This is a genomic window from Desulfobacula sp. (genome assembly GCF_021107415.1).
Window position 1 is genome coordinate 1 of the sequence record NZ_JAIOSW010000200.1, and the last position, 19,467, is coordinate 19,467.

The following is a 19,467-nucleotide window of genomic DNA, read 5'->3' on the forward strand; positions in this document are numbered from 1 at the left end:
CTGTTTGATTTTTTTCATTAATTCAATGGAATCCTTATTCATTACAAGGGGAAGATACGCTGACTTAGCAAGCCCGATCCCGTGTTCACCGGATAGTGTGCCGTCAAGTTCTACGGCTGCCTGAAAAATTTCAGAAAATGCTTTTTCAACCCTTTGCCATTCTTCTTTGTCTTCCCTGTCGGTGGGAATCATGGGATGCATATTGCCGTCTCCCGCATGGGCCAGAACGCCGACTTTCAGTCCGTACTTATCTGTGATTTCAATGATTTTACGTATCATCTGCGGCACTTTGCTCACCGGGACAGTAATATCTTCAGAAATAATATCAGGGGCAAATTTTGCAAATACACCATAGGCAGACCGCCTTGCTGTCCAGAGTTTTTCTCTTTCAATATCAGATACGGCTTCCTGGATGTGAATCGCACCATTTTCCTTGAGTTTCTCAATGATTTTTTTTATTTCTTTATTACAGGTCTCTTTATTGCCGTCAATTTCAATGATAAGTGATCCTGCGGCATTACGGTCCAGTCCCAGATTTGCCACGTCTTCAATAGCGTTCAAGGTCAGCTTGTCCATGAGTTCCATGGCAACGGGGATGATGCCCGAACCAATAATGCCGGTTACAGCCTTTGCCGTGTTGTCCAGATCATCAAAGGTTACCATCAGGGTTTTTACGGTTTCAGGCATTGGGGCTACTTTTAAAATCGCCTGGGTAATGATTCCCAGGGTTCCTTCTGATCCGCAGAAGAGCGATGATAATTTGTAGCCGGTCACATCCTTGACATTTTTGCTGCCAAACCTCACAATTTTTCCCGATGCCAATACCACTTCCATTCCAAGGACATAATCCATTGTCACACCATATTTCAAGCATCTTGGACCGCCTGCATTCATGGCAATATTCCCGCCAATGGTGGAAGTGTTCATGGAACCCGGATCAGGCGGATAAAAGAATTCAAAGGGTGCCAGGGCTTTCTGGACGTCGGCATTGACAACTCCGGGCTGCACAATAATATACCGGTCACGGGTGTTCACCTCGATGATTTTATCCATTTTTGAAAAACAGAGTACAATTCCATGTTTTATGGGAACAGGGGCTCCGCAGACACTAGTGCCGGCGCCACGGCCGGTAACGGGTATTTTAAACTTGGAAGCTGTTTTTAGAATATCTGATACTTCTTTGGTTGTTTGAGGAAAAATCACCGCCTCGGGTACGGATTCTACCAGAAATGCATCATAGGCATAACAGGCCAACTCTTCAGGCCGGTCAAGGTATCTGTCCTTACCGATGATCTTAATTAATTCATTTTTTACCTGGGTGGCCAGCATAAAAATCCTTTCGTAAAATAATAGATACAGATAGCTTGAAATTGAATTCAAGGGCACTTTTTTCAGACCGGAATGAGATCAAGAGCCTATATAAGATAGCAATAAATCAATTGTTTGCTATTTGTCAACTTTTTTTTATCAATATGAGATAAAATATTTAATAATATGAGATAAAAGGTTGTAATAGAAATTATCTTCAGTGAATTTGATTATCAGAAATTTTTTTCCCATCAGGAAACTTTTATTCTGATATTTCCATCTTTGTTTTTTTATAATTAAGATCTATTTGTAGTAAAGGATGAAATCGGCATATAAAGAAAAGTACTTTTAAAGGAAAGAAAAGTGGCATTTATATTGAATATACTCTGGTTTATTTTCGGTGGTGGACTTTTGGCCTGGATTTTATGGATTTTGCTGGGTTGCCTGCTTTATATCACTGTAATCGGCATCCCTTTCGGGTTTGCACATTTCAGACTGGCAAGTGTCTGTTTTGCACCCTTGGGGAAGAAGCCCGTGTCAAAATAAATAGTGCCCGCCTGAAAATCACCAATTTTTCCGATTACTGCGTTGGGCTCAACCAATCTTATAAATCGGGTAATCCTTGAAATACTCAATGTATTCCTCCGGTTAAAATTATCACCCGCCTTGTACTCGTAAAAATTCTCAGGTTTTCGGTCAGACACTAAATTGTAAAAGATTAAAAGGTTGTCATGAACATGCCAATGGTATGGTAAAGGATTTATACGAAGATGTTTTTCAGGGTGGCCGGAGAATAATACATTTTCAAGGAAATGAGGTATCCTCCGGCCGAGTATGAAGGTTACATGGCCGATTCCGGATGAAATACGTTGACTTCTTGTAAGTCTTCACCCAGATACTCCCGTTCATTGGGGCCTAATATTCCCAATGACAGGCAAATTAAGGTCCACATATGAACCACAGGATAATTCCCGCCATAATGTTCGCTCAATTCATGGATCTGGGCATGACAATTATGACAGCCTGCAATGCAGTAATCAGCCCCTGTAGCCTTAATTTGTTCGTCTTTTATTCTTCCGAATTCAAGGCGTTCGTCTTTAAATCCTGATTGAAGGAAACCGCCGCCGCCGCCGCAGCAATAATTATTGGATCTATTGGGCTGCATGTCTATAAAATTTTCTTCCCCAACAACTGATTTAACCACAAAGCGCAAATCTTCGGCAATGGGATCACCATAGCTTTTTCTGACAATTTGACAAGGATCCTGTACAGTGAATTTTATTTTAAGGTCTTTATTCCAGTCGGAACTGACCTTTAATTTGCCTTCACGGATCCATTTTGCATAGTATTCATAAATATTTTTAATTTCAAAATTATATTTAAGATTGTATTTTTTCACTCCTGCCAGGACTGAAAAGGTTACGTGACCTCACTCGGTGTTGAGATAGGTCTTACAGCCAAGCTTATTGGCCTGCTCCACACTCATCCCGGTTGTCTTTTTCCAGGCGTCGTCATCTGCCAGGAACATGCAATAGTTTTCACCTCCCCAGCCTTGGCTGCCATAGGTCCAGTCAGCACCTGCCAGATGAAGGATTTTCCATAGGGGTACCATTTCGTCCGGTTCCGTTACGGGTTCCCTGGAATTCTGGTTCAGAAAAAATTCAGCCCCTTCCTTGTCAATGGGGGCCTGCATATCTTCAAATTCCGGTTGGGCCTCCTGGTATTCTTCCAATACATCTTCAACCACAAATGTAAAGTCTTCCGGTGAGGCTCCCATGGCACTGCAGCTTTCGTTTCGCAAGGCCATATCACAGGACCCAAGGATTCCAGTTGGTCTTTCATCTCTGGGTCGCAGTTGTCTTGCATTAAAAATTAATTGGGGGATATCAATCTGCATGGGACATACATAAATGCACCGCTGGCACATGGTACACATCCAGGGCCAGTCGGATTTGGCAATTTCTTCATCCATACCTAATGCAGCCATTCGAAGAAATTTTCTGGGATCCATATTATCAAGTCCTGTGGCAGGACACCCTGATGCGCAAGCGCCACAAGTTAAACACGCGCTTAAATTGCCGCCGTCCGGCAGCAATTCTTTGACTTTATCCAAAAAAATGTTTGTTCGTTTCTTATTTCCAAGTTTAATGACGGCTTCTGCCATTGATCATTCCTTTCTATTATTAATGGTAATCGTGGGTACCGATAATAACCTCAATACCGGTTTTTTTCTCTATAATATCTGCCAGGTCCTTTGCACCGGTATACGGACATCCCGGTACGGCATTGGCCAGGCAGGAACTTAAATATATTTTATCGGGTTTGATTTCTGACAATTTTATTGCCATGCCAATACTGGGAACAACAGTTCTTCCGGGACATTCACATTTGATAAAGGCAACAACCTGTGATGGATTCTCAAATGTGCCCTCACCCTGGGATGCTGCTTTCAGGCAACGCCATTCACCCGGGCACCCTTGACCCTGGTCCATATATGAACCGCATCCGACAACCGCTACTTTTTCCATTTTAAAATTCTCCTTGATATAGACATATCCATTTTATAACCTAATTTCAACTAGAAAAAGCATAATACATGCCATAAAATGCATTAGTCAATGTTTTTCAGAATAGTTATTAAATTAACTGGTTATAATTTAAAAAAAACACTTTTTTATTTTGTAGAGTTGCAATTATGCGACCATTTCTTCACAGATGGTTTTAAATCTGCGACCTGTCTGCCTGTAGGGCTTGATTTTTTTTGAAATGATTGTGCCCTTAGAGCTTAATATGGTAAGGGCTATAATTATTGATGAAGTGTGGAGGGGCTTGTAAAAGGGGATATCTTAAATAACGTATGGTAATAGAAAGGGAGATGATACGTGAAAGATGAAATTACAGCCATTCAAAAAATGATTGATACCTTGATTGAATTTAGCGTCAGCTATGGTTTCCAGGTTGTTGGTGCAATTGTTATCCTGATTTTAGGTGCTGTTGCTGCAAGTTGGACGGCAAAAATTATTCTTGGACTGATGCAGCGAAAAAATATTGATATTACCTTATCAAAATTTTTATCCAATATTGTAAAAATTCTGATTATCACCTTTACCGTTATTATTGCCCTGGGAAAGTTCGGCATTACCATAGCACCGTTTATTGCTGCAATAGGTGCCCTCGCCTTTGGTGCCACCCTTGCTCTGCAAGGGACTTTATCAAAGAATAGTAATGTGAACAATGAAAATGATCCAATCATCGGTATTAAAAACTTTGGGGATTCTTCAGTGGATATTGGATTCCGGTACTGGGTACCCACAGTAAAGTATTATAATACATCCTATGCAGTGAATCTGGCAGTATTTAATACATTAAAAGAGAATGGCATTGATATTCCATTCCCGCAAAGGGATGTAAGAATTGTATCAAAGGCATAAAACCTTGAATTTTGGGAACTATTCTTTTGAGATTGTAAAAAAAAAGATTAAACATATCTATTTCAGGGTCTATCCGGCCAAAGAAAAAATCATTGTTTCCGCACCGATTCATCTTGATTCTGAAACGCTGAATAAAGCAATTCTTTCAAAATCAGAGTGGCTCAATAATCAGGTGAATAAGGGCGCAGTTGCAGAATCCAAACCGGTTAAAACATATACCACCGGGGAAGAATTTTTGTTTAAGGGAAAAGTCTATTCCCTTTATGTATTTCACCGGAATGCACAATCAAAGGTTCGAATAAACAGCGGCAGCCGTATAGATCTGGTTGTGAAACCCGGAAGTAATGTTTGTGAGCGGGAAAAAATTATTGCCGACTGGTATCGGAAAGAATTAAAACAATCCATTGGCAGGCATATTGCCAGGTGGCAGCCTGAAATGGGTGTGATGGTCAATGAATATGGTGTCAGGAGAATGAAAACCCGCTGGGGAAGCTGTAATATCAATGCGGGAAGGATCTGGTTGAACTTTGCGCTTATCAAACTGGCAGATCCGTTCCTTGAGTATGTGATTGTCCATGAAATGGTTCACCTGTTGGAAAGAAAGCACAATGCCCGGTTCAAGGGATTTATGGATCAGTTCATACCGGATTGGAAAAGACTTAAAAAAGAACTGGATCTGTTCAGCCTGTAAAAATATCATAAAAAAGAAAATAGAGTAATGGGTATTTCTTTCAAATCAAAGGCATGGTATTTAAATCACTAAGGTACAATCATCGAAAGGAGAAAAATTAATGAAAAAATTTGCAATCATTTTATTGACCATAGTGATATCCATAAGTCTTTTTTCCTGTGCTACCATGGACACTGGACAAAAAAAGGGAACTGCCATCGGAGTTGGTGTCGGAGCCGGTGTTGGTGCAATTCTTGGACAGGCTATCGGCAAGGATACGGAATCCACACTGATCGGTGCAGGAATAGGAGCCGCTTTAGGCGGTATTGCCGGTAATCAGATCGGCCGGTATATGGATTTGCAGGAGCAGGAGTTAAGAGATGCTATGGCTGCATCCCAGGCAGCAACTATCAGAAGAGAACAGGATATTTTAAGAGCAACTTTCAAAGGCGAAACTTTTTTCGATTTTAATTCAACTGCACTTAAACCCGGAGGATCTGCAGAACTTCAAAGGATGGCAGAGGTTTTAAACAAATATCCGAAAACAACTATTGAGATCGGTGGGCATACCGATACCAGGGGATCGGAAGAATATAATCAGACACTGTCTTTAAAAAGAGCAGAGTCTGTTCGGGATGCATTATTACAAAACGGCGTGGCCCTTGGCAGAATGCAAACAATCGGATACGGGGAATCTCTTCCTATATCTTCAGATCATGCAATGAACCGGCGGGTTGAAATTATCATAGTTCCCATAAGACAAACTTGATTTTAAAGAATGATTAAAAAAAATTGAACCCATCAGATGATAAAATTTAAATTGGATTTAGTTTTGAGGCCAGAACAGCTGCACCAATAGCGCCATTTTCCTGGGCTGATTCTTCCACAATGAGTTCAAATCCAAGACGCTTTTCAAGGGCAGCAATCATTCCTTTGTTTTTTGCGACACCACCTGTCATCATTACCGGTTCTTTGATTTTGATTTTAAAGGCAAGAATAGCAACACGGGCAGCAGCGGATTCATGAATACCGGCAATAATATTTTTTCTTTTTTCTTGTCTTGCAATCATGGAAATGACTTCTGATTCTGCAAACACTGTGCAGATACTGCTGATTTTTGATGGATTGTCTGCCTTGAGACTGAAGTCTCCCATTTTATCCAAGTCCACTTCCAGGGCCTTGGCCATGACTTCAAGAAATCGTCCCGTGCCTGCCGCACATTTGTCATTCATGGCAAAGTTTTCAACCTGACCGTTTTTATCCAGAAGAATTGCCTTGCTGTCCTGGCCGCCGACATCAATGATTCCCTGTATATTGGGATTTATAAAATAAGCACCGGTTCCGTGACAGATGATTTCCGTCATGGCCTTGTCTGCAAAATCTACACTGGCACGGCCATAGCCTGTGGAAACAATGGCCTTCACATCTGTTTTTGAAATTTTTACTTTTTCTAGAAGTGCTTCAAAAACCGTGATCCCGGCGTTGATGGGGTTGTACCCGGTCAGTATGACATGGGTGCCCAAAAGCCGGTTCTCTTTTATCAAGGCGGCTTTCGCTGTAATTGAGCCAATATCAATGCCTGCATAAATCATTTTAACAGCTCCTTTGTTGAATGATTTCCATAAATGCATCAATACGGGTTTCCACCTGGGATTGTGAGAAGTTTCTGGGATCCAGCATGTCAGCCTCTATCATGAGAACGGGGATATCTGCTTTTTCCCGGACGATTCTCATAATATCCATCTGTCCGAAAGAGTAGGGCTTGCACGAGCGGTTTGAATGCATGATAAAACCATCAACGTCATAAAATTTAATCATGTCAAGCACCTGGTCTGCCATCTGGTCAATCCCGATATTCAGATAGATCCTGGTGTAGGCTTCGGCCATGGAGTCTAAGAAATTATTTTCATCAATATATTTTATAGCACCACACCAGGCAGATGTGTAAGTATCTGCAACCAGGCAGGCATTGTGATCACAAAATTTGTCGGACAACCATTTGAGCCGATACCACACCGGCAGATTATCCCATAAAAGCCTGTATTTTTCATTGGGAACCATGCTGATGCCTTGGTTGACCCGCTGCTCCATTTCCTCTACCAGCCCCTTATAAAAATCAACCGCGATCTGTGTACCCCGCAAAGTGACAATCAAAGCAAGAAAAAAGAAGGCATCAAAAGCAGACATGGGCGATGGCTTGTGGGCAGTGGTGTTGAGGACTTTTTGCCAGAGGAGCTGCCCTTCAAGGGCAAGTCTGCCGACCCGGGCCATTTTGTCATAATCAAATTTTCTTTTTGTGATTGTTTCAAGAAAGGCAATATATTCATCAATCTGGGCTCGGACATATTTGGCAATTTCAGGAGAATATTGGGTATGGCAGACAGGGGTATCCAGAATAAACAGAGGAACATTATAGAACCGAGCCTGGATTTCATACCACTTTAGCACCGTGCCGCAGATATTATTGCAACAGATCAGCATGTCCGGTTTCGGCAACCCACCCAGGGGCCCTCCCTTGACAACCGAGCAGGAGATATCCGTTCTTGCATAGGAACAAAGGTCTGAGCTGTAGCCCATGTCTTCGGCTTTTATGCAAAGATCTTCCCCCATTTTGGATGCTCCGATCATGGCCCCATGGTTTTCCGGATAAATAGGGATGATATCCATTGCCACCAGGGGCTCTACAGGCCCGCCGGAAGTAATCCAGGCAACCTGTTTATTGTTTTGCTCTGCGGTCATGGCATCCAGGTAATAGAAGGTCATGATATCCCGCATTTTTTTTGCGGATCTTATTTTTTTTGAAAGCTTATCTGGCATGTGCAGGTCCTTTTTAAATGTAATGAATAAAGGTTTCAAAACGGGTGGATAACTGCCCGAGGTTTTGCTGCTGGTCATCTATTTCGATGAGTAGATTTTTTATGCCTTCCCTGTCAAGGAAGTCTTTTAAATAGGGATAATCAAATGCGTGGGGATCACAGAATTTTAGCAGTATAAAAATAACCCCGTCCGCCTTGTTTTTTCTGGCAAGGGATACAATATTTTCAGCACGGGCAGTAGGTGTTGCATGTTTTGCAGGACAGATCATTCGATCCAGTAATCTCTCAGCAATGGCGTCTATTGGATTTTTATCATTCGGAATCTCACCTTTAAACCATCGTCGGCCTGTACAAAGATCGTCCCCCACAATAATACCGCCAGCCTTTTCAATTGATGTATAAATATCAGGAGAGTCACAGATCGAACCTGAGATAATGATCCGTTTATCACTGCTTGCAGGTGTCTCTGTTTTTTCAAGATTGGACACAATAGCGGGCAAAAGATCAGCCACCTCATCGCGGTCCATCATCATTGATCCTTTAACAATGGCATAGAGATCAGTACCTTTTATTATTCCGGGTTTTTTGGATTGAAAAGCATAGATTTTTGACAGATTGCTGCGGATCAGATTGAACTTTTTAATGGATTCTTGAAGATCCGCATCTGTGATTTCTTTGCCGGTTGCCGTTTCAAGATCCTTTTTGAATCGGGTCAGTACATCAACCATATACGTTCCGGCACTCTGTGTATTCAGTTTGGCAGGCAGGATTACATCTGCAAAAAATTCATATCTCCCGTTCATGCGCCAGATGTCACTCAGGCGCTGGATGGAATCACAGGTATGGGGAAAAACGGTTCCATCAAGGAAATCAAGCCGTCCTGAAAGGCTGTCTTCAAGTACGCCCCGGACAAGGGAACAGCAATAGGCCTGGAGATGATTTTCCGCCAGGATAATATCTGATTTTGATGAAAACAGCCGTATGGGATGAAAACCTGCCGCATATATTAATTCCTCCGGTGCATAGGAACACAGGTATCCGATAATTTTTTTATGGTTTTTTTTGATTCTGGAAGCAATAGCTGACGCATCTTTTACCGCATCATGAAAAATCTTTATTTCTTTCATATTTAGTTGTCTCCGGTGTATTCATCTCTCTGGGTGTTGCTTTTCACTCTCAAAGTGTAAGCAATTGATATCAAATATAAAACGTATTTTTGTCTGTCGGTTTTTATATCGAACACCGGTCGATATGTCTACCTAAAATGATTTTACCGTAAACACAGATTTTTACACCTCATTTTATTGTTTGATTTATTTTGATAATTCTTTATACTTGGATAAGCTTTAGGGAAAGCTCTAAGGAGGCCTTTAATGAGTTTAAGAATAAACACAAACATCACCAGTGCTTTTTCCAGTTATCAGTTACAAAAAAACCAGGCTGATTTATCAGGATCACTCCAACGCCTTTCCACAGGAAAAAGAATTAATAAAGCATCAGATGATGCTGCAAGTATGGTGATTGCCAATAAACTTGCCAGTCAATCCAGGGGGTTTGGACAAGCCATTAGAAATGCCAATGATGCCATTTCCATTACCCAGGTGGCAGACGGTGCTTTAGGGCAGGCAACGGATCTGATTCAGGATATCAGGGTTAACGCCATCCAGGCTGCCAGTGCAGCACAATCGCGGGAAAGCCGGCTCGCTATCCAGGCGGATATTGGCAAATCCCTGGAGAGTCTGAGAGATATTGCTCAGAATACTTCTTTTAACGGTCAAAAATTATTATCAGGTGCCTTTACAGATAAACAATTTCAGGTGGGTGCATCTTCAGGAGAAATCATTGAGATCTCCCTGGGCTCCATTGATCCTTCCCAAATTTCCGATGAAACCCTGGGTGCACTGGCTGATATAGATGTAACAACCCAAGAGGGCGCCCAGGCCGCAATCGAGCTTACGGATATTGCCCTTGATTATATTTCCCAACAACGTTCCCAGGCAGGATCAAGCCAGAATCAGTTGGAATCAACCATTAACAACCTTTCCAATGCCAGAATCAATACGCTGTCAGCAGAATCCGAGATCAGGGATCTTGATTATGCCGAAGAGTCAATCAATTTAAATAAAATCAAGTTGCTTTCAAAAGCAAGAACTTTTGCTCTGGCCCAGTCCAACACAACGGCAAAACAGATCCTTGATATTTTTGAATAAGAAAGGAAAGATTAAAAAAGAATATTTTAAAAAATGAAACATCATTTAAAAATCACTCTGCCTTTGATCTGTTTTTTATTATTTGTGGCTCATCCTGCCCTTGCTCAAGAATTGTCTGCCCCAAAGGTTCTTGTCCTGCATTCATATCACAAATCACTTACATGGGTAGAATCAATTGAAAAAGGCATCATATCGGAATTTAAAAAAAAGAAATCAAACGCTGTATTTCGGTTTGAATATATGGATACCAAAAGAATAAACCGGCTGGATTATCTTCAATCACTCCTTAAACTGTACAAAGTAAAATTTAAAAATATCCGATTTAATATAATTATATGTTCAGACAACACTTCACTTAACTTTTTATTGCCTCATCATCATGTGCTGTTTCCTGATACTCCCATTGTATTTTGCGGCATTAATAATTTTAAAGATGATATCCTTGCGGATCAGGATTTATTTACGGGTACGGTCGAGGAGGTCGATTTTAGATCAACCCTTGATATTGCCGTAAAACTGCATCCCAAAACCCGGCAGATTATTTTTTACGGCGATGATTCGCCCACATATCACCACAATAAGGCATTGCTGGACAAAATTATTCCTGCATATGAAGACCGGTTGAAGTTTCAATATAAAAATAATTTTAGCTTGAAACAGATCCAGAATGATATTCAAACGCTTGATCCAAACAGCTTGATACTGGCAGCGTCCATTAGAACAGAAACCGGAGATTTTTTGTCTTTTGAAGAATCTGTTAAGAAGATGGAGGCGGTCAGCCACGTACCCATCTATGGATGCTGGGACTTTTTTTTAGGCCATGGTCTTGTAGGAGGAAGGCTGGTCAGCGGGTTTGCACAGGGAAAGACCGCGGCAAATATTGCTTTACGTATTCTTGCAGGTGTTGCAGTTTCAGATATTCCGGTTATCAGGAAAAGTCCCAATAAATACATGTTCGACAATGACCAGCTGAAAAAATTTAACATTGATCCTTCCAGGCTGCCAAAAGATACTGTCATCATTAACATGCAACCCTCCTTTTTTACTAAAAACAGCACATTAATTGTTTCAACCATTGGCATGATTGCCTTTCTAATATTTGTAATTCTGATACTCAGCTTTAATATCAGAAGACGGAAACGCACAGAAAAAAAATTAAAAGAAAGTGAAGAGAAGTTTTATTCCGCATTAATGGAACTGCCCATATTGATCAATGCAGTTGATCAAAACGGAATAATATCATTTTGGAATAAACAATGCGAAAAAGTCACTGGATATACGGCTGATGAAATAATCGGCAACCCAAATACAATGGAAATACTCTATCCGGACCATGACTATCTTAAAAAAGAGTTGTCAAAATGGGCAGATCAAAACTTTCAGTTAAAAAACACAGAATTGATATTGACAGCGAAAAAGGGATATAACAAAATAATACTCTGGACCAATCCTGATTTTTCATCACCTGATTGGATTTGGGCTGTAGGTGTTGATATCACTGATTATAAGCAAGCAGAGGAGGCGTTGCGGGAGAGTGAAGAGCATTTTAGGGCATTAATAGAAAATTCAAACGATGTGATTTCAATTTTAGATGAAACGGGCAAGATCATGTATGAAAGTCCATCCCATAAAAGGGTGTTGGGATATAATACCGGCGATCTTATTGGTGTAAATGCTTTTGAGTTTATACATCCCGATGACCTGGAACGTATATCGTCACAATTTGCTGGATTACTACATAAACCAGGGGAAATTGAACAAATTTATTTTCGTTTTCTTCATCAGGACGGAACATGGCGATACATAGAAGGATCGGGCAGTAATTTACTAAACTCACCTGGAGTAAAAGGCATTGTCATAAATTATCGTGATATCACCGATCGTAAACAGGCAGAAAAAGAAAAAATAAAAGCCCAGCAACTTGCAATAGAACATGAAAAACATGCTTTGGTTGGACAAATAGCAGGGAAAATGGCCCATGACTTTAATAATATTTTGGGCATTATAATGGGCAATACAGAACTATCACTTCTTGATTGTAAGGATGCTGAAACAATAAAGACATTGGAATTGATATTTAATCAGACTGTAAGAGGGAAAAATTTAACAAGAAATTTAGTAGCGTTTGCAAAAGATCAAGAACCCCAACAGGAATTTTTTAGAATCAATGAGAAGATTGACCTTGTTATAAGTCTGTTAAAAAAGGATCTGGAAGGAATTGACCTGATAAAGGAAGATAAATCAGGACTGCCAGACCTGCTTGCTGATCCCGGAATGATGGAGCATGCTCTTATAAATCTTATACAAAACTCAATCCATGCCACAAGTATGGTTGAATATCCAAAAATTACGACACGGACATATTGCCTTGATAAAAATATTTGCTTTGAAATTGAGGATAATGGATGTGGAATCCCCAAAGAATATCTTGAGAAAATTTTTGACCCCTCTTTCACACTTAAAGGAAGCAGGGATGTAACAGAGTCATATAAAACCGGTATTAAAGGCACTGGTTACGGGATGTCCAACGTAAAAAAATATATTGAACTGCATAAGGGCACTATTTTAGTTGAATCAAAACTTGATTCCGGCACTAAAATTACCATTAAGCTGCCAAGTATTAAAAAAGAATTAACAAAAGAAGAAAAAATAGAAATTCGAAAAGAAATAGTACATTTCGAAAAGTATATTCTTCTTGTTGAAGACGAAATTGCCATTTCAGATGTGCAATACAGACTATTGACACAGGAGCCTTGTGTCCACAAAGTCGATATTGCAAATAACGGGCAGATTGCAATGGATTTATTTGATAGAAATGAATATGATTTTATAAGCTTGGATTATATTCTACCTGGAAAAATTAATGGTATGGACGTATATAATCATATTCGAAAAACAAACAAAATTATTCCAGTCCTCTTTATCTCTGGTAATATTGAATTTTTAGAATCCATAAAAGAGCTGAAACAAAAAGATGTTAATATTGATCATCTGTCAAAGCCCTGTCAGAACAAAGATTACGTGAACACCATTAATAAACTGTTGGGGAAGGTCCTGATGGGACAACAATAATATCTATAAGATTCGCGCTTCAAAATTTTTGAAAATTGCAGAATAGCAGGAACCTTTCACTGTTTAAGGATATCGGAACTGATAAGAGAAGGTCATGTTTGATGTTGTAATTATAGGGGCGGGGCCTGCCGGAACAGCGGCTGCCTTTGACCTTTTGACAAAAGGCTTAAAGGTGCTGATCCTGGATAAATATGAATTTCCCAGAAAAAAAGCCTGTGCAGGGGGGATTACCTCAAAAGCCTTTTGGTTTGAAGGCAAAACTGCAAACCCAAAGACTATATGATTATGCAAAGGCAAGGCTTTTTTCAACCAGGCTTGAAGCCATTAAAGGATATCCCATCTGTACCGGTGGATTTAAATACAGACCGGATTCAAGCAGAGTTCTCCTGGCAGGGGATGCCGCAGGGTTGGCGGAACGGCTGTTTGGAGAAGGGGTATATTTTGCTGTCAAAAGCGGTCAACAGGCAGCAGAGGCCATTCTTGAATCAGAACACCAGACTTTATCCGCCAGGGATCTATATTTCAAAAAACTCAAGGGTATTCACACAGATTTTTTCCGGCAAATAAGCTTCTATCAGCAATTCTTGGTGGCAGGTTTTATTATTACATGCTATTCTCAGAAGATTATTTATTAGAAAAAACAAAGGTCGATCAATGAATCGTGTTAAAAAGGGCATCAAACCCTTTATATTTATTTTATTTATTTTTTTCATATTTATTATTGGATATGGAAATCTTGAATATAATTGGCAGTGGTACAGGGTTAAACCCTTTTTATTTGTCTTTGAAAATGGTAAATTTATAAGAGGCCTGTTGCTGGACGGTCTTTTCATCACCCTTAAAATTTCTTCCATCAGCCTTGTCCTTTCGTTTATCATTGGTTTCTTGTCTGCCTTTGCAAGATTGTCTTCCTCGCCCGTGCTTAAATTAGTATCGTGGTGTTATGTGGAAACCATCCGGAATACCCCGCTTCTGATCCAGATATTTTTAATTTATTTTGTGATTTCACCAATATTTAATATCTCTGCCTTTCTTTCTGCGGTCATTGCGTTAAGCCTGTTTGAAGGGGCTTATTCTTCAGAGATTATCCGTTCCGGCATCATCAATATTCCAAAGGGACAATATGAAGCTGCCCAAAGCATTGGGCTGTCTGTCCCCGGTATTTATATCAAAATAATTATTCCCCAGATGCTGAGGCAGACCCTTCCCATGCTTGCCGGCCAAAGTGTGTCGTTAATCAAAGATTCAGCCCTGGTCAGTACGATTTCCATCTACGATCTGACCATGCAGGGACAAAGAATTGTTTCTGAAACCTTTTTAACTTTTGAAATCTGGTTTACTGTGGCATTATGTTACCTGGTCATTACTGCCAGTCTTTCTTTTATAATCAGACAATTTGAAAACCAACTTAAATTTATCAACCAGTAATATGGAGTAAAATTTTTAAAAGGAGAAAAAAATGAAAAAGATTCTATGTTTAAGTATTGTGTTTTTATTGGTTTTGGGTGGCGCTTCATTTGCCCAGGAGAGTATTATTGAAACAATCCAGAAACAGGGCGTTATCCGGGTGGGGATGTCCACCTTTGTTCCCTGGGCCATGAAAGATAAGCAGGGCAATCTTGTAGGGTTTGAAATAGATGTGGCTAAAAAACTGGCCAATGATATGGGGATTAAAATTGAGTTTGTTCCCACTGCATGGTCAGGGATTATCCCGGCACTTCTAACCGGTAAGTTTGATGTGATTATTGGGGGTATGGGAATTACACCCAAGCGAAATTTAAAAGTAAATTTCACCATCCCTTATGATTACTCTGGGATGTCAATGGTGGCCCACAAGGCCCGTGCAAAAGGATTTTCATTCCTGGATGATTTTAACAAAAAGGATGTCAGCATTGCTGCCCGGATGGGGACTACAGCAGAGCAGGCAGTCAGAAAACATATGCCCAATGCAAGCTTAAAGCTGTTTGAAAACGAGAGTCAGGCACTGCAGGAGCTAAACCTGGGCCGGGTCCATGCCGTGGTTTCTTCCGCTCCCATGCCGGTATTCCATGCACTCAAATATCCGGATAAATTATTTGTTCCCATTAAAGAGAATTTTACCAGAGAACCCATTGGATTTGCCATCAGAAAAGGGGATCATGATGCCTTGAATTATCTTAATAATTGGATTTTAAACATGTATGCCCAGGGGTTTTTAAAAGAGAAAAAAGCCTATTGGTTTGAATCTAAAAAATGGGAAGATCTTGTTAAATAATAAGTCTTATAAATTTACCATCATTGATATTGCAGTGATTGTTTTTATTATTACTTCAATATCTTTATTTTTTTCAAGGATGAGCCAGGCTCTTGACTATAACTGGGAATGGGGTGTGATCCCGTCGTATTTCTTTTTTTGGGATGCTGTCACTGGAGAACTGAAAGCCAATATCCTTGTCAAGGGGTTTGCCACAACGGTTAAACTCAGTTTCTGGGCAACACTTATCGGGTTTTTATTGGGGACACTATCCGGTATTATGGGGGCGAAAGGATCGTTTGAACAACGGTTTATCAGCAGAACCTATGTGGAAACCATTCGAAACATTCCTTCCCTTGTGCTGGTTATTATTTTTTATTATTTTGTCTCCAGCCAGTTTTTGGATGTGCTCAATCTGGACAAATACTTAAGAAGCAGCTCCCAGACGCTTCAGCAGACAATCGGCCTTTTGTTTTCAGGCCCTGATCAGATCAATGCTTTTCTCTCAGCTGTTATTGCCCTTGGAATTTATGAGGGCGCTTATGTATCAGAGATTGTCCGTGGAGGCATTATTTCCATACCAAATGGCCAGTGGGAGGCCTCCTGGTCCATTGGGTTGTCCAGGCAAAAGACATTTTTGCTGGTGATTTTGCCCCAGACCTTTAGAACGGTAGCGTTCCCCCTTGCAGGGCAGTTTATATCCACCATAAAAGATTCTGCCATTGTATCGGTTATCTCGATCCAGGAGCTGACCTTTCAGGGGATGGAACTGATGGCTGCCACCTTTCTAACGTTTGAAATCTGGATTACGATTACCTTTCTTTATTTTATTTTGACATTTTCACTTTCACGATCAGTGGCTTTTCTTGAAAGAAAATATGCCTTGAAGTAATAACCGTCTAAAAAATGCCGCCTAAAGAATAATATTCAGAATCCGGCGAAGCGGTTCAGCCGCACCCCAGAGTAATTGATCCCCAACCGAAAAGGCAGTGAGATAATCGTCTCCAAGATTCATTTTTCTGACGCGGCCCACAGGAACTATCAATGTTCCGGTTACTGCCGCAGGGGTCAGGTTTTTTATGGTGTCTTCTTTTTGATTTGGAACCACTTTGACCCAATCATTATTCTCGGCCAGCATGGCTTCAATTTCATTTAGCGGAATATCTTTTGTAAGTTTGATGGTAAATGCCTGGCTGTGGCACCTCATGGAACCCACTCTGACGCATTGGCCGTCAATGGGAATGGGATTGTCTGACCGCCCGATAATTTTATTGGTTTCAACAAATCCTTTCCATTCCTCCCTTGTCTGACCATTGTCCATTGCCCGGTCAATCCAGGGGATCAGACTCGCTGCCAGAGGAACAGCCCAGTTTTGAACGGGAAGTGCAGGGGATCTCATGGTGTTAATAACATTCTTATCCAGTTCCAGGATAGCAGATGCCGGGTTCTCAAGAATTGGAGATGCCATATTGCCGATAGTCTGCATCTGGGTCACAAGCTCTTCCATATTTTTAGCACCGGCACCCGATGCCGCCTGGTATGTCATGGAAGTCAGCCATTCTATCAGATTGTTTTCAAACAGGCCGCCAAGGGCCATGAGCATAAGGGATACCGTACAATTGCCGCCAATGTAATTTTTAATGCCATTGGATAATGCATCGTCAATGACCTTGCGGTTTACCGGATCAAGTACAATAATGCTTTTATCATCCATTCTCAATGTTGATGCAGCATCAATCCAGTATCCGTCCCAGTTTTTTTCAGCAAGCCCGGGTCGGACGGATTCCGTATATGACCCACCCTGGCAGGAGAGGATAATATCCATGTCTAAGAGACTGTCTATATCATATGCATCGACCAAAGGGGGTGTTTCTATGCCGACATCCGGCGCTTTTTGCCCGGCCTGAGATGTTGTGAAAAAAAGAGGGGTAAATTGTTTGAAATCATCTTCCTTTATCATTCTTTCCATGAGTACAGAGCCAACCATTCCACGCCAGCCAACAATTCCAACTTTTTTCATTGTCCTTTCCTTTCTCAACCCCCAAGCGAATTGATATTTTTTTTAGTAGGTAAACGTGATTAATACTCTTTTTTTAGAAAAGATTCCAGTGTTTGAAATAATTTTATGGGATTTAGTATAAATCTGTGCTTTACTATACTTTACTTAGGGAGGTCATAAGTTATGTCGCTTAATTACAATATAATCGAAATATTTACCAGCGAAGAAGCCAAATGTCACGGCATTCCTTTATATAAGGCGGTGGTAAAGTATATCCTGGGATTAAAAATCGCAGCCCGGTGCATGGTGACTCGATGTATTGAAGGCTGCTATGAAAACGGTGAAATGGCAACACAAAGTATTCTGATTGCTTCATTTAATATGCCGATTTTAATAAAAATCATTCTGCCGTCCACTCAGGCTGATTCTATATTACCCACACTTGAAGAAATGGTTGATGAAGGCATTGTGGCGGTTCAGGAGATCAATATCCAGTGCCATAAAACCCGTAACCGCCTCATCCCGAGGCACCTCAAGATCAAAGATATGATGACTCCGAATCCTGAAAGCGTTTCCCTGACGACGTCGGTCAGTGAGGTTGTACATCTTTTGCTTTCTTCAACCTTTACTGGTGTTCCGGTAATTGACAAAGAGTATCATCCAGTAGGTGTTATTTCTCAGGGTGATCTGATTTACAGGGGTGGGATGCCTGCAAGGCTGGGACTTTTAGCCGAATCCGGCAATGACAATCTGGATGCTGTTCTGGAATCGCTTAACAAGAAAAAAGCTCAGGAGATTATGACCCCTGCGGTTTGTATCCAGGAAAATGAATCGCTGACTCAAGCTGTCAGTCTTATGCTGCAAAAAGAATTGAAAAGACTTCCGGTTACTGATGAAAATGGAAAACTGACCGGTATTTTATCCAGGATGGATATTTTTCGTACCATTACTCATCACTCGCCGGATTGGAATGCTTTCCAACAGCAGAATATCCCTGTGGGTAATCTTAAGTTTGTTTCAGATATTATGCGGCGGGATGTTCACACGGTTTTTCCAGAAACCCTGGTTTCAGAAGTGCTTCATATTATTGGATCAAACGATATTCAACGGGTGGCTGTAGTGGATAAAGACGACGTTTTCCTGGGCATTATTTCGGATCGAAACCTGCTGATGGTATTTTCCGATGAGAAAGAAGGGATATTGAAATATTTTGTCAGCAAACTGTTATCCGGGCAAAGAAAAAATAAAAATAAAGAATTCAGCCGACATCTGTACTCAAAAACTGTGGCGGAGGTTATGAAAACAGACCCGATAACGATATTAAACAATGCTACTATTGACGAGGCTATTCGTCTGATGACAAAAAATATGATCAAACGACTGCCGGTGCTGGATGACAAAGGAAAATTCAAAGGTATGATCAGCCGGGAATCTTTGCTTCGCACAGGGTTTTTAAGCTCATAGTCTGAGCATGTAATTATAATGAAAAAAAGAACAGATGACCACAAGATCGCGAGGTCGTCATGACGGCAGCAGTCGCGGCGGTGTTATTTATTGGATTTGTTTGTGCCGTCAAACAGTGCAAAGAAGCATCTATTGTCGATTGCTCAGAAAAACTCCGAAAATGACAATCACGGTTGCTGCAATCTGTTTGGGATTTAATGTTTCACCTAAAATCAGCCAGCCCAAAAGGATGGCAGTCACAGGAATCAGGTTGATAAAGATGGA

Annotated in this window: 20 protein-coding genes; 12 read left to right on the forward strand and 8 right to left on the reverse strand. The window is 40.8% G+C overall.

From position 1 onward, the window contains the following. Positions 1 to 1,329, reverse strand: a 1,329-nt coding sequence (locus K8S13_RS10705; RefSeq protein WP_291462436.1) for an FAD-linked oxidase C-terminal domain-containing protein, incomplete at its 3' end; no start/stop codon positions are given. 342 nt (positions 1,330 to 1,671) lie between these two features. On the opposite strand from K8S13_RS10705, the gene K8S13_RS10710 reads away from it, so the two are divergent. Continuing rightward, positions 1,672 to 1,854 (forward strand): YccF domain-containing protein, encoded by a 183-nt coding sequence (locus tag K8S13_RS10710; RefSeq protein WP_291462437.1) that lies wholly within the window; start codon positions 1,672 to 1,674, stop codon positions 1,852 to 1,854. A 295-nt stretch (positions 1,855 to 2,149) separates the two neighbouring features. Here the strand turns inward: K8S13_RS10710 and K8S13_RS10715 are convergent, their stop codons facing one another. Together K8S13_RS10715 and K8S13_RS10720 are read right to left on the reverse strand one after the other, a co-directional pair. Further along, positions 2,150 to 3,472, reverse strand: a complete 1,323-nt coding sequence (locus K8S13_RS10715) for a (Fe-S)-binding protein (protein WP_291462438.1) — start codon at positions 3,470 to 3,472, stop codon at positions 2,150 to 2,152. Positions 3,473 to 3,491: 19 nt separating this feature from the next. After that, on the reverse strand, positions 3,492 to 3,836 hold the full coding sequence (locus tag K8S13_RS10720) for a CGGC domain-containing protein (RefSeq protein ID WP_291462439.1): 345 nt from the start codon (positions 3,834 to 3,836) through the stop codon (positions 3,492 to 3,494). A 354-nt stretch (positions 3,837 to 4,190) separates the two neighbouring features. On the opposite strand from K8S13_RS10720, the gene K8S13_RS10725 reads away from it, so the two are divergent. From K8S13_RS10725 to K8S13_RS10735, 3 genes are all read left to right on the forward strand, one after another. Next, positions 4,191 to 4,739 (forward strand): mechanosensitive ion channel family protein, encoded by a 549-nt coding sequence (locus K8S13_RS10725; protein ID WP_291462440.1) that lies wholly within the window; start codon positions 4,191 to 4,193, stop codon positions 4,737 to 4,739. Then, positions 4,723 to 5,430 (forward strand): M48 family metallopeptidase, encoded by a 708-nt coding sequence (locus tag K8S13_RS10730; protein WP_291462441.1) that lies wholly within the window; start codon positions 4,723 to 4,725, stop codon positions 5,428 to 5,430. The genes K8S13_RS10725 and K8S13_RS10730 overlap by 17 nt, the downstream gene beginning before the upstream one ends. Positions 5,431 to 5,530: 100 nt before the next feature. After that, entirely contained in the window at positions 5,531 to 6,178 is a 648-nt protein-coding gene (locus K8S13_RS10735) for an OmpA family protein (protein ID WP_291462442.1), read from the forward strand. A 46-nt stretch (positions 6,179 to 6,224) separates the two neighbouring features. On the opposite strand, the gene K8S13_RS10740 is transcribed toward K8S13_RS10735, so the two are convergent. The 3 genes from K8S13_RS10740 to K8S13_RS10750 are packed head-to-tail and all read right to left on the reverse strand — an operon-like array spanning position 6,225 to position 9,352. Continuing rightward, positions 6,225 to 7,001 (reverse strand): acyl-CoA dehydratase activase, encoded by a 777-nt coding sequence (locus K8S13_RS10740; RefSeq protein ID WP_291462443.1) that lies wholly within the window; start codon positions 6,999 to 7,001, stop codon positions 6,225 to 6,227. A gap of 1 nt (position 7,002) precedes the next feature. After that, the gene (locus K8S13_RS10745) at positions 7,003 to 8,226 is read right to left on the reverse strand and encodes a 2-hydroxyacyl-CoA dehydratase (protein ID WP_291462444.1); all 1,224 of its coding nucleotides are present in this window, start codon (positions 8,224 to 8,226) and stop codon (positions 7,003 to 7,005) included. Positions 8,227 to 8,239: 13 nt separating this feature from the next. Beyond that, positions 8,240 to 9,352, reverse strand: coding sequence for a 2-hydroxyacyl-CoA dehydratase subunit D (locus K8S13_RS10750; protein ID WP_291462445.1), 1,113 nt, complete (start codon positions 9,350 to 9,352; stop codon positions 8,240 to 8,242). A gap of 246 nt (positions 9,353 to 9,598) precedes the next feature. On the opposite strand from K8S13_RS10750, the gene K8S13_RS10755 reads away from it, so the two are divergent. From K8S13_RS10755 to K8S13_RS10785, 7 genes are all read left to right on the forward strand, one after another. Beyond that, a complete protein-coding gene (locus tag K8S13_RS10755; protein ID WP_291462446.1) occupies positions 9,599 to 10,435 on the forward strand; it encodes a flagellin in 837 nt (278 codons plus the stop codon). Between the two features lie 33 nt (positions 10,436 to 10,468). Further along, complete coding sequence (locus K8S13_RS10760; protein ID WP_291462447.1) at positions 10,469 to 13,507, forward strand: PAS domain S-box protein; 3,039 nt, start codon at positions 10,469 to 10,471, stop codon at positions 13,505 to 13,507. A gap of 94 nt (positions 13,508 to 13,601) precedes the next feature. Then, positions 13,602 to 13,790: an FAD-dependent oxidoreductase gene (locus tag K8S13_RS10765; RefSeq protein WP_291462448.1), complete on the forward strand. Its 189-nt coding sequence runs from the start codon at positions 13,602 to 13,604 to the stop codon at positions 13,788 to 13,790. Beyond that, positions 13,756 to 14,142, forward strand: coding sequence for a hypothetical protein (locus tag K8S13_RS10770; RefSeq protein ID WP_291462449.1), 387 nt, complete (start codon positions 13,756 to 13,758; stop codon positions 14,140 to 14,142). The genes K8S13_RS10765 and K8S13_RS10770 overlap by 35 nt, the downstream gene beginning before the upstream one ends. A 19-nt stretch (positions 14,143 to 14,161) precedes the next feature. Continuing rightward, complete coding sequence (locus K8S13_RS10775) at positions 14,162 to 14,935, forward strand: amino acid ABC transporter permease (protein WP_291462450.1); 774 nt, start codon at positions 14,162 to 14,164, stop codon at positions 14,933 to 14,935. A 31-nt stretch (positions 14,936 to 14,966) separates the two neighbouring features. Then, positions 14,967 to 15,761, forward strand: a complete 795-nt coding sequence (locus K8S13_RS10780; protein ID WP_291462451.1) for a transporter substrate-binding domain-containing protein — start codon at positions 14,967 to 14,969, stop codon at positions 15,759 to 15,761. After that, a complete protein-coding gene (locus tag K8S13_RS10785) occupies positions 15,751 to 16,632 on the forward strand; it encodes an amino acid ABC transporter permease (protein WP_291462452.1) in 882 nt (293 codons plus the stop codon). Before K8S13_RS10780 ends, K8S13_RS10785 begins: the two co-directional genes overlap by 11 nt. 21 nt (positions 16,633 to 16,653) lie before the next feature. Here K8S13_RS10785 and asd read toward each other — a convergent pair whose 3' ends face one another. After that, a complete protein-coding gene (gene asd, locus K8S13_RS10790; protein WP_291462453.1) occupies positions 16,654 to 17,760 on the reverse strand; it encodes an aspartate-semialdehyde dehydrogenase in 1,107 nt (368 codons plus the stop codon). A gap of 162 nt (positions 17,761 to 17,922) precedes the next feature. On the opposite strand from asd, the gene K8S13_RS10795 reads away from it, so the two are divergent. After that, the gene (locus K8S13_RS10795) at positions 17,923 to 19,203 is read left to right on the forward strand and encodes a DUF190 domain-containing protein (protein WP_291462454.1); all 1,281 of its coding nucleotides are present in this window, start codon (positions 17,923 to 17,925) and stop codon (positions 19,201 to 19,203) included. A 129-nt stretch (positions 19,204 to 19,332) separates the two neighbouring features. On the opposite strand, the gene K8S13_RS25695 is transcribed toward K8S13_RS10795, so the two are convergent. Further along, positions 19,333 to 19,464 (reverse strand): EamA family transporter, encoded by a 132-nt coding sequence (locus K8S13_RS25695; protein WP_367172559.1) that lies wholly within the window; start codon positions 19,462 to 19,464, stop codon positions 19,333 to 19,335. Positions 19,465 to 19,467 lie beyond the last annotated feature (3 nt).

Excerpts from the sequence above, each read along its gene's own strand:
- K8S13_RS10760 (WP_291462447.1), top strand. The coding sequence starts at position 10,469 with ATGAAACATCATTTAAAAATCACTCTGCCTTTGATCTGTTTTTTATTA.
- K8S13_RS10755 (WP_291462446.1), top strand. The coding sequence starts at position 9,599 with ATGAGTTTAAGAATAAACACAAACATCACCAGTGCTTTTTCCAGTTAT.
- K8S13_RS10720 (WP_291462439.1), bottom strand. The coding sequence starts at position 3,836 with ATGGAAAAAGTAGCGGTTGTCGGATGCGGTTCATATATGGACCAGGGT.
- asd (WP_291462453.1), bottom strand. The coding sequence starts at position 17,760 with ATGAAAAAAGTTGGAATTGTTGGCTGGCGTGGAATGGTTGGCTCTGTA.
- K8S13_RS10750 (WP_291462445.1), bottom strand. The coding sequence starts at position 9,352 with ATGAAAGAAATAAAGATTTTTCATGATGCGGTAAAAGATGCGTCAGCT.
- K8S13_RS10795 (WP_291462454.1), top strand. The coding sequence starts at position 17,923 with ATGTCGCTTAATTACAATATAATCGAAATATTTACCAGCGAAGAAGCC.
- K8S13_RS10735 (WP_291462442.1), top strand. The coding sequence starts at position 5,531 with ATGAAAAAATTTGCAATCATTTTATTGACCATAGTGATATCCATAAGT.
- K8S13_RS10740 (WP_291462443.1), bottom strand. The coding sequence starts at position 7,001 with ATGATTTATGCAGGCATTGATATTGGCTCAATTACAGCGAAAGCCGCC.
- K8S13_RS10780 (WP_291462451.1), top strand. The coding sequence starts at position 14,967 with ATGAAAAAGATTCTATGTTTAAGTATTGTGTTTTTATTGGTTTTGGGT.
- K8S13_RS10765 (WP_291462448.1), top strand. The coding sequence starts at position 13,602 with ATGTTTGATGTTGTAATTATAGGGGCGGGGCCTGCCGGAACAGCGGCT.
- K8S13_RS10745 (WP_291462444.1), bottom strand. The coding sequence starts at position 8,226 with ATGCCAGATAAGCTTTCAAAAAAAATAAGATCCGCAAAAAAAATGCGG.
- K8S13_RS10775 (WP_291462450.1), top strand. The coding sequence starts at position 14,162 with ATGAATCGTGTTAAAAAGGGCATCAAACCCTTTATATTTATTTTATTT.